The sequence below is a fragment of the Desertibaculum subflavum genome, from assembly GCA_003576705.1.
Lineage (GTDB): Bacteria > Pseudomonadota > Alphaproteobacteria > Ferrovibrionales > Ferrovibrionaceae > Desertibaculum > Desertibaculum subflavum.
This window is the reverse complement of the sequence record QOZS01000023.1, coordinates 68,502-81,168: the sequence shown is the minus strand read 5'-3', so window position 1 is coordinate 81,168 and position 12,667 is coordinate 68,502. Positions and strand designations below refer to the sequence as shown.

The 12,667-nt window shown below is 70.3% G+C and carries 13 protein-coding genes; 7 read left to right on the top strand and 6 right to left on the bottom strand.

Annotated elements, in window-relative coordinates; genetic code table 11:
* The first annotated feature begins 156 nt into the window (after window positions 1–156).
* The 4 genes from pth to DT074_RS14035 are packed head-to-tail and all read left to right on the top strand — an operon-like array spanning window position 157 to window position 2,831.
* Window positions 157–807 (top strand): aminoacyl-tRNA hydrolase, encoded by a 651-nt coding sequence (pth, locus tag DT074_RS14050; protein ID WP_119420486.1) that lies wholly within the window; start codon window positions 157–159, stop codon window positions 805–807.
* Window position 808: 1 nt separating this feature from the next.
* A complete protein-coding gene (gene ychF, locus DT074_RS14045; protein ID WP_119420485.1) occupies window positions 809–1,909 on the top strand; it encodes a redox-regulated ATPase YchF in 1,101 nt (366 codons plus the stop codon).
* 8 nt (window positions 1,910–1,917) lie between these two features.
* Complete coding sequence (locus tag DT074_RS14040) at window positions 1,918–2,391, top strand: MaoC family dehydratase (RefSeq protein ID WP_119420484.1); 474 nt, start codon at window positions 1,918–1,920, stop codon at window positions 2,389–2,391.
* Window positions 2,388–2,831: a MaoC family dehydratase gene (locus DT074_RS14035; RefSeq protein WP_119420483.1), complete on the top strand. Its 444-nt coding sequence runs from the start codon at window positions 2,388–2,390 to the stop codon at window positions 2,829–2,831. Before DT074_RS14040 ends, DT074_RS14035 begins: the two co-directional genes overlap by 4 nt.
* A gap of 35 nt (window positions 2,832–2,866) precedes the next feature.
* Here the strand turns inward: DT074_RS14035 and DT074_RS14030 are convergent, their stop codons facing one another.
* From DT074_RS14030 to hemC, 4 genes are all read right to left on the bottom strand, one after another.
* Window positions 2,867–3,574, bottom strand: a complete 708-nt coding sequence (locus DT074_RS14030) for a DUF502 domain-containing protein (protein ID WP_119420482.1) — start codon at window positions 3,572–3,574, stop codon at window positions 2,867–2,869.
* A gap of 62 nt (window positions 3,575–3,636) precedes the next feature.
* Window positions 3,637–5,013 (bottom strand): heme biosynthesis protein HemY, encoded by a 1,377-nt coding sequence (locus DT074_RS14025; RefSeq protein ID WP_119420481.1) that lies wholly within the window; start codon window positions 5,011–5,013, stop codon window positions 3,637–3,639.
* Window positions 5,010–6,806, bottom strand: a complete 1,797-nt coding sequence (locus DT074_RS14020; RefSeq protein WP_119420480.1) for a uroporphyrinogen-III synthase — start codon at window positions 6,804–6,806, stop codon at window positions 5,010–5,012. The genes DT074_RS14025 and DT074_RS14020 overlap by 4 nt, the downstream gene beginning before the upstream one ends.
* On the bottom strand, window positions 6,806–7,726 hold the full coding sequence (gene hemC / locus DT074_RS14015) for a hydroxymethylbilane synthase (protein ID WP_119420479.1): 921 nt from the start codon (window positions 7,724–7,726) through the stop codon (window positions 6,806–6,808). The genes DT074_RS14020 and hemC overlap by 1 nt, the downstream gene beginning before the upstream one ends.
* A 68-nt stretch (window positions 7,727–7,794) precedes the next feature.
* On the opposite strand from hemC, the gene tsaD reads away from it, so the two are divergent.
* Window positions 7,795–8,847 (top strand): tRNA (adenosine(37)-N6)-threonylcarbamoyltransferase complex transferase subunit TsaD, encoded by a 1,053-nt coding sequence (tsaD, locus tag DT074_RS14010; protein WP_119420478.1) that lies wholly within the window; start codon window positions 7,795–7,797, stop codon window positions 8,845–8,847.
* Here tsaD and DT074_RS14005 read toward each other — a convergent pair.
* The gene (locus tag DT074_RS14005; protein WP_119420477.1) at window positions 8,826–9,602 is read right to left on the bottom strand and encodes a GntR family transcriptional regulator; all 777 of its coding nucleotides are present in this window, start codon (window positions 9,600–9,602) and stop codon (window positions 8,826–8,828) included. The two genes, tsaD and DT074_RS14005, sit on opposite strands and share 22 nt — an antisense overlap.
* A 361-nt stretch (window positions 9,603–9,963) precedes the next feature.
* A complete protein-coding gene (locus tag DT074_RS14000) occupies window positions 9,964–10,707 on the bottom strand; it encodes a DsbA family protein (protein WP_119420476.1) in 744 nt (247 codons plus the stop codon).
* A 182-nt stretch (window positions 10,708–10,889) separates the two neighbouring features.
* Between DT074_RS14000 and DT074_RS13995 the strand changes: the two genes are divergently transcribed.
* Together DT074_RS13995 and DT074_RS13990 are read left to right on the top strand one after the other, a co-directional pair.
* Entirely contained in the window at window positions 10,890–11,855 is a 966-nt protein-coding gene (locus DT074_RS13995; protein WP_119420475.1) for a fatty acid desaturase family protein, read from the top strand.
* Between the two features lie 47 nt (window positions 11,856–11,902).
* Window positions 11,903–12,667, top strand: a complete 765-nt coding sequence (locus tag DT074_RS13990) for a (Fe-S)-binding protein (RefSeq protein ID WP_119420474.1) — start codon at window positions 11,903–11,905, stop codon at window positions 12,665–12,667.

Here is a 12,667-nt window from a genome sequence, read left to right as displayed (position 1 = left end):
CCGCCGCCGCCCCCGGCGGCAAGGCGCCCGCCGCGGCCGCCGCCGCGCCGGCCAAGGCGCCGGCCGGTGGTGGTGGCAAGAAGGGCTGACCGTCTGCCCAGCGCCCGTGCCGCCGAATCGGCGGCACGGGCCCGGGCTTCCTGATCGGGCACAGCCATGCTGCTTCTCGTCGGGCTCGGCAATCCCGGGCCGGAACATATGCGCAACCGTCACAACATCGGCTTCATGGCGGTCGATGCAATTGCCGCGAAGCAGCGGTTCGCCGCGCCGCGCACGCGGTTCAAGGGCCTCGTCGCCGAAGGCCAGCTGGGCGGCCGGCGCAGCCTGATTCTGAAGCCGTTGACCTATATGAACCTGTCCGGGGAAGCGGTGGGCGAGGCGGCGCGATATTTGAAGATTCCGCCCGAGGACATCGTGGTGTTCCATGACGAACTCGACCTCGCGGCCGGCAAGCTGCGCATGAAGGCCGGTGGCGGACATGCGGGCCACAATGGGCTGCGCTCGCTCGACGCGCATGTCGGGCCGGACTATCGGCGCTGCCGGCTCGGTATCGGCCATCCGGGCGAGCGCGACAAGGTGCTGGCCTGGGTGCTGAACGACTTTGCCAAGGCGGAGCATGCCTGGCTCGACCCGCTGCTGGCGGCGATCGCCGAGGCCTCGCCGCTTCTGGCGGAGGGCAAGGACGCCGCCTTCGCCTCGCGAGTCGGCACGCTGATCGCGCCGCCGAAGCCGAAGAAGCCGGCACCACCCGGGTCAAGCCAGGCCGGCTCAAGCCAGGCCGGGGCAAATCAGGCCGAGGAGACCTAGCGTGGGATTCAAGTGCGGTATCGTCGGCCTGCCGAATGTCGGCAAGTCGACCCTGTTCAACGCGCTGACGCAGACCGCGGCGGCCGAAGCCGCGAACTATCCGTTCTGCACCATCGAGCCGAATTCCGGCGTGGTGAACGTGCCGGATGCACGGCTCGACACCCTGGCCCGCGTCGGCAAGTCGGCACAGGTCATCCCGACCCAGATCGGCTTCGTCGACATCGCCGGACTGGTGCGCGGCGCCTCCCAGGGCGAAGGCCTCGGCAACCAGTTCCTGGCCCATATCCGCGAGGTCGACGCCGTCTGCCACGTGCTGCGGTGCTTCGAGGGCACCGACATCACCCATGTCGAGGGCCGGGTCGACCCGATCGCCGATGCCGAAACGGTCGAGACCGAGCTGATGCTGGCCGATCTCGATTCGATCGAGCGCCGCGTCGACGCCGCGACCAAGAAGGCGCGCGGGGGCGACGAGGATTCCAAGATGCGTCTCGCGCTGATGCAGAAGGTGCTGGAGGTGCTGCGCGCCGGCAAGCCGGCCCGCACCGTCGCAGTGGATGCCGCCGAGGCGAAGGCGTTCAGGGAGCTGCAGCTGCTCACCGCCAAGCCGGTTCTCTATGTCTGCAATGTGGAGGAAGCTTCGGCGGCCAGCGGCAACCGGCACACCGAACGAGTGACGGAAAAGGCGAAGGCGGAGAAGGCCGGCGTCGTCGTGATCTCGGCCGCCATCGAGGCCGAAGTGGCGCAGCTGACCGATCCGGAGGAACGCCAGGTCTTTCTTGCCGATCTCGGCTTGACGGAGACCGGTCTCGCCCGCCTGATCCGCGCCGGCTATGACCTGCTCGGGCTGATTACCTTCTTCACCGTCGGTCCGAAGGAGGCGCGCGCCTGGACCGTGCGCCAGGGCGCCAAGGCACCGGAAGCCGCGGGCGTCATCCACACCGATTTCGAACGCGGCTTCATCCGCGCCGAGGTGATCGCCTATGGCGACTACGTCGCCGGCAACGGCGAGGCGGGTGCCAAGGAAGCCGGCAAGTTCCGCCTCGAGGGCCGCGACTACGTCGTGCAGGACGGCGACGTGGTCCATTTCCGCTTCAACGCGTGAGCCGCGGGATGACCTCGGAGACGAGGCTCTACTGGGACGACTTCCGCGCCGGGCAGGAATTCGAGCTCGGCCGCCGCACGGTGACGAAGGAGGAAATCGTCCGCTTCGCCACGGCCTTCGATCCCCAGCCCTTTCACATCGATGAAGAGGCGGCGAAGAGCTATCCCTATGGCGGACTGATCGCCAGCGGCTGGCATACCGCCTCGATGGTCATGCGCCTGTTCGTCGACGGCCTGCTGGCGACGCGCGCACCCAGCCTCGGCTCACCCGGCATCGACGAACTGCGCTGGCTGAAGCCGGTGCGGCCGGGCGACACCATTTCGCTGAGGCTTATCGTCCTGGAGGCGCGCGCGTCGCGAACGAAGCCCGATCGCGGGCTGCTCATCGTCCGCCACGAGCTCAGCAACCAGGCCGGCGAGATGGTCCTGACCATGCGGAGCAAAGGCCTGTTTCCGCGCCGGCCGGCGGGAGCCGCGGCATGATCTTCTTCGAGGATGTCCAGCCCGGCACCGTGCGCGAGACCGGCAGCAAGACGGTGACGGCGGAAGAGATCATCGCCTTCGCCCGCGAGTTCGATCCACAATACTTCCATCTCGACGCCGTAGCGGCGAAGGACAGCATCTTCGGCGGCCTGGTGGCGAGCGGCTGGCACACCGCCTCCATGGCGATGCGCCTGATGGTGGACAGCTTCGTCGGCACGGCCGCCTCGATCGGCTCGCCCGGCTTCGACGACCTGCGCTGGCGGGTGCCGGTGCGCCCCGGCGACACGCTCCGCGTGCGCTCCACCGTTCTGGACAAGGCACCGTCGCAGCGCCGCCCGGACATCGGCAGCGTGCGATTCACCACCGAATGCCTGAACCAGCGGGACGAGGTCGTGATGTCGCTGACTTCGATCGCCCTGTATCGCCGCCGACCCGCCTGAGCGAGAGCCCGCAATGGGCCGCTTGCGCTTGTCGCTCACCGCGTCGGCGGGCCGGTCACCGATGAGGCCGGGCCGCCTATCTTGCCGTAGGCGATGGTATCGGGCGCATTGGAGCCGCCGGTGACCACGAAAGCCATGGCCTGGTCGAAGGTCCAATCGGTGAAGGTGACGTCGCGCACCGGGACGATCTCGATATAGCCCGAAGTCGGATTGGGCGCGGTCGGCACATAGATGGCGGCCAACTCCTCCCCCGTATCCCGGTCCTTCAGGATCTTGGTGACGAGCCCGATGGTCTTCATCTCGGCCGAAGGGAAATTGATCAGCACGACGCGGCGCTCGCCGCTGCCGCTCGATGTGCTCGCCACGGTCAGGAACCGCTTGGTGGCGTGGTAGACCTGATCGACGAAGGGGATGAGGCCGATCAGTCGCTCGAAGGTCCGGATCATCCGCTGCCCGACCATGCGCGTGGTCATCCAGCCGAGCAGCCAGAGCAGGCACAGTGTCGCGAGCGCCGCCAGAACGGACAGGAAAGTCTCGTTGTCGAGCCAGGCGGCGATGGCCGGCTGGTCGGGCGCGAGCTCGAATGCCGCCGCGGCGACCAGCGGACGTCCGAAATCGGAGAGCTGGCGGAACAGGAAATCGAAGATGAACCAGGTGATCGCCAGCGGCGCCGCGGTCAGCACGCCGATCAGGACGTAGCGGCCTGACGACCTGAATCCGGACCCCGATCGCTTTTCCGTCATCGGCGCATTCTCTGCGTCTCCGTTCGCCTTCTATCTTGCAAACGCAATGCCGATACGGGAGTTCATCCGCCACGCACCGGCGGCAGCGCCGCCGGTCCATGCAGCGGCAAGGGCACGGCGCCGAGCGTCACCAGCGGCGGCCGCATGGCGGCAGGCGCCTGCAGGCTCCAGCCAACGGCGCCGAAGGCCGCACAAGCCGGGCAGAACGCGCTCCAGGCCGGGGTGGCAAAGCCGCACGAGGTGCAGCGCCAGGCCGCCCGGATCGGCGCGTTAGCGGCGCGGCGCAGCCAGTCCCGCGCCGAGGCCGCATCGCCGTATTCGGCCTCGTCGATTTCGGCCATCAGGCGGCAGACCCGGGGCTCCGCCTGCTCGCCGGCCAGTGGCGCGATCTCGTTCCGTGCCGCCTTGAGGTCGCCGGCGGCCAGCGCCGCGCGGGCCAGCAGCAGGCGGCTTTCCGGATCGTCCGGCCGCAGCGCCGCCAGTTCCTGCGCCCGAACGCGGCGCCGCTCGGGCGCCGCCTCGGGCTCCAGATCGAGATATGCCTCCGCAATATCGGGATGCGGTGCGGCGGCCCAGGCATCGGTGAGCAGCCTCGTTGCACGGCGCCGCTTGCCGCGGGCCAGCAAGAGGCGCGCCGCCAGCGTGACGGCCGGCGTGAAATCGGCAACAAGCTCGTGCGCCCGCAGGCTGGCGCGCAGCGCCTCCTTCGCATCGCCTTCGGCCTCGGCCCGGCGCGCCAGCTCGACCAGCGCTGTCGCCTGCAGCCGCGCCGCTTCGGGCCCCGGCAGCACGCCGCGCCGCTCCGCCTGGGCGGCGGCATCGGCCGCGGCCGGGAAATTTCCCGCCGCCGCCTCCAGATCGATCAATTCGGTCAATACCCAGGCGGTGCCCGGCCGCAGCGCATGCGCCCGCCGCGCATGCGCCAGCGCCGCGCCCAGATCCTGCCGCCGCCGGGCCAGTACCAGCAGCCCGCGACGACCCAGGAATTCGGTATCCGGGCGTTCCAGCATCATGTTGAAGGCGCGTTCGGCCCGGACGTCGTCGCCGGTCATCTGGGCCGATTGCGCCGCCAGGAGCAGTTTCAGCGCCGGCTCGTCCAGCAGCCGGCCGGCCGATTCGGCCAGCCGGACGGCGTCGCGGGTGTCGCCGGCCGCCGCTGCGACCAGCCCGCGGGTCAGCGCTTCCAGGCCCTTGCGGCGCCGGCCACGATCGCGGAACCGGCCGAGCGCGCCGGGACGGTCGCGCAGCCACAGCCAGATCCGATGCAGCAGCGCAGCGAGCACGGTGAGCACGACCAGAACGGCCAGGATGGCGGCGACGCTCGTCTCGAAGCGCCAGCCGCTCCAGTCCAGCACCAGCCGGCCCGGCCGATCGGCCAGCCACGCCGCCGCCAGCGACAGCGCCAGCATGACGACGACGGCAAGGACCAGGCGGATCATCTGAGCCCGGCGCGGGCGATTTCGAAGGTGCGGCGCCGGAGCGCCGCCAGCGCCGCCTCGGCGTCGAGCCGCGCCTGCGCCGGGCGCAGCCAATCCGCGGCCGCCTCCCCCGCCCGTCCGGTCAGCTTGCCGATCTCTGCCACGGCGCCCGCGAGGTCGCCGTCCTGCAGGCGCGCTTCCGCCCGGGCCACCACCGCGTCCGGCGCTTCGCCCGGCACCTCGCCGGTCCGGCGCAGCACGAACAGCGAAGCCAGGCGGCCGCGCACATGGTCCAGCCAGTGATCGCCCTCGCCCGCCGCCGCTGCCTCAATCACGCCGCGGGCGACGGCATCGAATTCGCGCCGCAGGGCGGCCACCGTCGGCACACCGGTGCCGGCCTGCTTCTGCAGCGGCGCGGCAAGCGGCTTCTCCTCGCCGAGCAGGGTTTCAACCTGATCCAGCGCTTCCGCATAGGGGCGCCCGGACATCACTTGCTCGGTGAGATCGTTGACGCCGAGCACCAGCGCGACGCGCCGCGCCTCGCCGGCCGGCGGGGCGGCGGCGGCCAGACGATCGGCAACCGCCTTGGATTGTCGTTCGACTGCCTCCAGGCGCTCCGACAGCTCGGGCGGCACAGCCTGCGGCTCGGCAAGGCTCTGCACCTTCTGCTCGAGCGCGGCGAGACGCTCCACGACATCGCCACTGCCGGTGACGGCGGCGGCTTCGCCGGGGCCGCCGGCCGGCCGCGCTTCCAGCTGCCTCACCTGCTCCGCCAGCTGGTCCAGCCGCGCCGAGGCATCGGCCGGTGCCGGCCGCGCCTCCAGCGCCGCAACGCGACCTGTCAGCGCGTCGACATCTGCATTCGGCGCCGGCGCGGCGGCCAGGCGCTGTTCGAGTTCGGCCAGCCGCTGTTGCAGCGGACGTATGTCGAGCGTCGCGGCCGGCGCCGGCGCGATCGTCGCCGTTGCCGGCACCAGCCACCGCACCACGCCGTAGGCCGCCGCCGCGCCGGCAATCAGCCCGATCACCGCGGCCATGAACAGGCCCGGCAGGCGCGACACTCTGGGCGCCGGCGGCGGCACTGGCGGTGGACCGGCCAGAGCCACCGGAACTTCCAGCAGCGCCAGCAGCGCCGCCTCGTTCGGCGCCTCGGCCACCCGGATCGCCTGCCAGTCGAGATGCCGGATCGCCTCCGCCACCTGATGGCTCAGCGCGAAAGCCGTGACACTGCGCAGCCGCGCCGCAAGACCGGCATCCTCCACCAGTCCCGCAAAGGTGCGGGCGGCACGGGGCGAATGGAACAGCACGCCGTCGATCGCCCGCTCGGCCAGCGCCGTCCGCAAGGCCGGCGTCAGGGCATCGGCCACGTCCGCCTCGTAGAGCACGGCGCGGTCGGCCTGAAAGCCCTTCTCCGCCAGCGCGCCGGCGACATCCACGGCCACGTCGAAGCCGGAAATGTGCAGCAGCATCCCGTCCTCGGGACGGAGATGGCGGGCCACGTAATCGATGAGCGCAGCGGCATCGCCGTGCGCGCTCTCGATCTGCGCAAAGCCGGCAGTCTGGGCCTCGGCCGCCGTGGCATCGCCGACCGCGATCAGCCGGAGGTCGCGGCGTCCGGTCGCGCGGGCCAGCGCGATCGCGCCGTTCCGGCTGGTCAGGAGCAGCGCCTGCACGCCGTCGAGCGGCGGCAATCCCTCGTCGAGGAAGCGGATGCGCAGCATCGGCTCGACCAGGATTTCATGGCCGAGGCCGCGCAGATACTCGGCGAGGCCCTCGGCCTGCTCGATCGGCCGGGTGACTAGAAGCCGCGCCATCAGCCGAGCACTCGCGCCGCGCGCATGCGCAGCTCACGTCCCGCATCGGCGCCAAGGCGCGCCGCGTCGGCGGCGCCCCCCGCTCGCGTCGTCGTCCAGGCCGCACTGCCATCGGTCGCATAGACCGCGGCGCGCAGCATCAACGTGCCATCGGCATCGATCTCGGCGAGGCCGGCGATCGGCGTGCGGCACGAGCCGTCGAGCTCCGCCAGCATCGCGCGCTCCGCCGCCACCCGCGCCGCGGTCTCGGCGTGATTGAGCGGCGCCAGCAGGGCCTCGACCGCCGGATCATCGGCCCGCCGCTCGATGCCGATTGCGCCCTGCGCGACCGCGGGGAGGATCTCGTCGGGCGAAACCGGCTTGCCGGCGGAGGCGCGGTCAATCCGGCGGAGCCCCGCCATCGCCAGCAGCGTGACCTCGATCGCCCCCTCCGCCACCTTGCGAAGCCGCGTGTCGACATTGCCGCGCAGGCCGACGACGCGAAGATCGCGGCGCAGGCTCAGCAGCTGCGCCTGGCGGCGCAGCGACGAGGTGCCCACCACGGCGCCATGGGCCAGGTTGCCGATGCTGTCGGCGGCGCCGATCAATGCGTCGCGCGGGTCCTCGCGGGGGAGCAGGCAGTCGATCACCAGCCCGGGCGGCAGCACGGTCGGCATGTCCTTCATCGAATGCACGGCAATGTCGATCCGGCCGTCGATCAGCGCCTCCTCCAGTTCCTTGGTGAACAGCCCCTTGCCGCCCGCCTCGGCGAGCGGCCGGTCCTGAATACGATCGCCCGTCGTCTTGAACGTCACGATCTCGACGCCGCCCGGACCGATCCCCGGATGGGCGGCGAGCAGGCGGTCGCGCGCCTCGGTCGCCTGCGCCAATGCCAGGGGGGAGCCGCGGGTACCGAGCCGCAAGAGGGTTTGCCGATTCATCCCGCCGATGATAGACGCCTCCCGCCCCGCCTGACCAATCCCGCGGCCGACCAATCTACGATAAAGCGATGCTGGTGCTTGGAATCGAGACGAGTTGCGATGAAACCGCCGCCGCGGTGGTGGACGACACCCGCCGCATCAGGGGGGAGCGCCTGCTCAGCCAGATCGACCAGCATCGGCCCTATCTGGGGGTGGTGCCGGAAATCGCCGCCCGCGTGCATATCGAGCATATCGACCGCCTGATCGAGGAGGCCATGGCCGAAGCCGGCCTGGGCTTCGCCGATCTCGACGCCGTGGCCGCCACCGCCGGCCCCGGCCTGATCGGCGGGCTGATGGTCGGCCTGATGACCGGCAAGGCGATCGCCGCCGCCGCGCGGAAGCCGCTGGTCACCGTCAACCACCTGGAAGCGCATGCCCTGTCCCCCCGCCTGGTGGCGGACCTGCCGTTTCCCTATCTGCTGCTGCTGGTGTCGGGCGGGCATTGCCAGCTGCTGCTGGTCGACGGTGTGGGGCGCTTCCGCCGCCTCGGCACCACGATCGACGATGCGGTCGGCGAGGCCTTCGACAAGGTGGCGAAGCTGCTCGGCCTCGGCTATCCGGGCGGCCCGGCCATCGAACGCGCGGCGAAAACCGGCAATCCAAAGCGCTTCGCCCTGCCGCGGCCGATGTTGGGCCGGCCGGGATGCCATTTCTCATTCTCCGGGCTGAAGACGGCGGTGCGCCTGTTGGCGGCCGCTCAGGGCACGCTGGATCCTGCCACGACCGCCGACATCGCGGCGTCGTTCCAGGCGGCCGTCGCCGACGTGCTGGCCGACCGGACGGCGCAAGCGCTGGCGCTGGCCCGCATCGCCACACCGGGCCTGCGGCATCTCGTGGTGGCCGGCGGCGTTGCCGCCAACCAGACGCTCCGCGACCGTCTCGCTGCGCTCGCCGCGGCCGCGGCCTGCGAGCTGGTGGTGCCCCCGGCTGCGCTCTGCACCGACAATGCCGCGATGGTCGCCTGGGCAGGCCTGGAAAGGCTGCGCCTTGGCCTCGTCGATGACTTGGCGGCAGCGCCCCGGGCACGCTGGCCGCTCGACCCCGATGCGCCGCCGGCGGCCTATGCCGGCGTGAAGGCCTGAGCACGCCTTGCCGGCGGCAGACGCTGCCGGCGCCGCACTTGGCGAGAGCCGTCCTTCATTCCGAGCTTGCGCCGAAGCTCCTCCGCCCGGCCCGGCTCGGCGGGGTCGAGGGTCTCGCGCACGTAATAGCGGACATTGCGGTCGATATGCCGGCCGAGCAGGTCGATCGCGGCCTGCAGACGCCCGAACTGTAGCAGCCGCACCAGCCGGTGATGTTCGGCGAAGGCCGTGTCGGTCATGCGCGGCCGCGGCGTCATGTGGGTGCGGATGGCCGCGACGCGCGCCGAGATGCGTTGATACGCTTCGACAAGATAGCGATTGTCGCAGCCGCGAATGATGCCGCAATGGAAGTCCGCATCGGCCTTGCCATAGCCACGCAGGTCGCCCCGCTTGCGCGCGGCGGTCATGGTGGCCACGGCCTCGCTCAAGATGCGGATCAACGCCTGGCGATCGCGCTCGAACGAGAGGCGCAGCGCCGAGCTCTCGAGCGCGAAGCGGAAACCGCTGATCTCGGCCATCTCCTCGCGGGTGAGGCGGAATACGAAGGTGCCGCGGCGGGGGGAGATGATCACCAGCCCCTCGTTGCTCAGGCGCACCAGTGCTTCCCGCACCGGCGTCTTGCTCATGCGCAACGCCGCGGCAAGCGAGGCTTCCGAAATCTTCTCGCCGAGCCGCAGCTCGCCCCGCATGACCGCTTCGCGGATTCGCTCGGCCGCGAGATCGGTCAATGAGGCCGGCGTCAGGACGGAAGCCATATGAGAAGCCTAACACGAACCCGGGCGGGCCGGGCGAAGAGCACGTTGTCGTGATATGCTGCAACTGATATATGAGCGGCCCGGCTTCGTTCTGTGAAGCCGACACAGCTAAGGTCGCCGTCGGGACAGCCCGCACGGGAGACCGCTGCACCGAGATGCTGGCGTGCATTCCCAAGATGCACGTGAGCTCGGCAGCTGCGGCCTGAGGGGGTTGGCTCAAGAGGGGGAGCGGACGGCGGCCGCCCCACTGCCGGGCCGCGCCTTGTCAGGCGCGGCCCGGTGGTGAGGTTACGGCCAATCCGGCCCTGCGCACGCAAAAGTCGTGGGCGCGATCAGATCTCGCGCCACAGCCGTACTTGGCTCAACAGGTACGGCAGGCCGTGCGGGCCTCTTCGACCATGGCCGCCAGCCGATCCACACCGAGCGCCCCCGGCGCCAGCTGATCCCCGATGATGAAGGCTGGCGTCCCGGTGATGCCGAGCATTTCGGCCAGCTTGCGGTTCCTGGCGATGATCGCCTGCACCTCGGGCTTGGACATATCGCTCTTCAGGCGTTCGACATCGAGGCCGACATCCGCCGCCAGCCGAAAGATGACCGCCTCGTTGAGAGCGCGCGTCTCCAGCATGGCGGTGTGCAAGGGCAGATATTTGCCTTGGAACCGCGCCGCAATGGCGGCACGCGATGCCAGCAGCGATTCCGGCCCGAGGATCGGGAATTCCTTCAGCACGACGCGCACCTTGGGATCACGCTTGATCAGCGCCTGCAGCTGGGTGTGCGCCTGCTTGCAATACGGGCATCGGTAGTCGAAGAACTCGACCACCGTCACGTCGCCCTGCGGATTGCCCGTCACTTCGGAATTCGGGTCGCTGCGTATGGCGTGCTTCTGAGCGCCGAGCGCATCGACGAAGCGCTGAGCTTCCGCCTGCTTCTGACGCTGGTCGTGACTTTCCAGCGCCTCCATGATGATCTCCGGGTTGGTGCGGATGACCTCGCGAACCAGCCGCTCGACGGCCTCCTTCTGGGCCGGCGTCAGCGCATCCTGGGCAATGGCAGTGCCGCCCAGACCGATCAGGATTGCCGCCGCCGCCGTCAACCACCAACGCATCTCGTCCCTCACCTTCCACAGACTGCCGGCCCGGCCCCGCTGAGCGATCCTGCGGACGACCCAATGCGCCCACAAGTCACCGGTCCGTGACACCCTGCCGACCCGCCTATCTGCCTGTCATTGCACTGCAGGGTCAACATCCGTAAGAGGGTGACGGGCATGGGCGTTGGGGAGAAATCGGCGTGAGCGCTGGTGATATCGGGTCTCTCGGCCGGGCCCGGCGGCTCGAGCGCGCCGCGGCCTGGGGCGCGATCGCACATATCGCCCTGGTCGCCATGGCCCTGTTCGCCGTGCCCGTGCTGCTGTCCCACGGCCTGGCCTGGGCGGTCCTGCTGATACCGGTGGTGTTGATCTCCAACAGCTACTGGGCCGTGCTGCACGAGGCCTTGCACGGCAACCTGCTGCCGGGCCGCGCCGCCAACGATGCCCTGGGGCGCCTCCTGGCGATCCTGTTCGGCTCCGCGCTCGGCGTGCTGCGGACGGCGCATCTCGGGCACCACGGGTTCAACCGCCATGTGCATGACCGCCCCGACACTTTCGATCCCGGCCGGGTGCCGCACGTCATCGCCTATGCCCGGTACTACTGGGGCATGTTGTTCGGTCTCTATCTCGGCGAGATTGCCGCGCCGCTGATCTGCCTGCTGCCGCGGCGCCTCATCGATCGCCTGATCGACCGCGCCTTTCTGCCGGAGGAGCCCGGCGTGGCGGCGCATGCCCGCGCATCCCTGTTCGCGCCCGGCGTCCTGCCCGGCGTGAGACTGGACGGGTTGCTGGCGCTGGCCGTATTCGGGCTCGCCTTCTGGCTGTACGGCGAGAACTGGCCGTTGCTCGCGGCCTTCCTGGTGGCGCGCGGCTTCCTGGTCGGTTTCGTCGACAACCTGTATCACCACGGCACCCCGCTCGACGACCGCCGCTTCGCCTGGAACCTGGCGCTGCCGCGCTGGGCATCGCTCATGATCCTGCACGGCAACCTGCATCGTCAGCATCACCAGCGGCCGACCCTGCCCTGGCACCGGCTGCCCGATGCGATGACGAAACGGCACGACCGGTTCGACGAGGGGTTCCTGTCGGCGTCGGTCCGTCAGCTCAAGGGGCCGATCGAGATCGACCGGCTGCGCCGTGGCGCCGCCGCCGCGCGGTCCCTATAGTCCGGGCGACGAACACCGACTTTTCTGAACGGTTTGCGGATCTGGTCATGCCGAGCGGCACGCCTCATGTCGGGCTCTTCGTCACCTGTCTGGTCGATCTGTTCCGGCCCACCATCGGCTTTGCGGCGGTCAAGCTGATGGAGGATGCCGGCTGCCGGGTGAGCGTGCCCGCCTCGCAGGTCTGCTGCGGCCAGCCAGCCTACAACTCGGGCGACCGCCGGGACGCCGCGGAGATTGCGAGGCAAACCATCGCCGCCTTCCGCGGCTTCGACTACGTCGTGGCGCCGTCCGGCTCCTGCGCCGGCATGCTCCGCGAGCACTACCCTGCCCTGCTGGCCGGCGAGCCCGCGTGGAAACGGGAGGCGGAAGATCTCGCCGGCCGGACCCACGAGCTCATGGCCTTCCTGGTCGACATCCTGGGCGTCGAGCGCGTCGGCGCCAGGTTCCAGGGACGCGCGACCTATCACGATAGCTGCTCGGGCCTGCGCGAGCTCGGCGTCAAGGCGCAGCCGCGCAAGCTTCTCGCCACGGTCGAGGGGCTGGAGCTGACGGAACTCCCCGGGGCCGAGACTTGCTGCGGGTTCGGCGGCACGTTCTGCGTCAAGTACCCGGATATCTCCGGCGAGATCGTCGCGCGCAAGGCCGCCGACATCGCGGCGACCGGCGCGGAGACGCTGCTCGCCGGCGATCTCGGCTGTCTGCTCAATATGGCAGGGCGGCTTACGCGCGAGGGCATTCCGGTGCGCACGCGCCACGTCGCGGAAGTGCTGGCCGGCATGGCCGACGGCCCGGCGATCGGCGAGGCCAAGTGA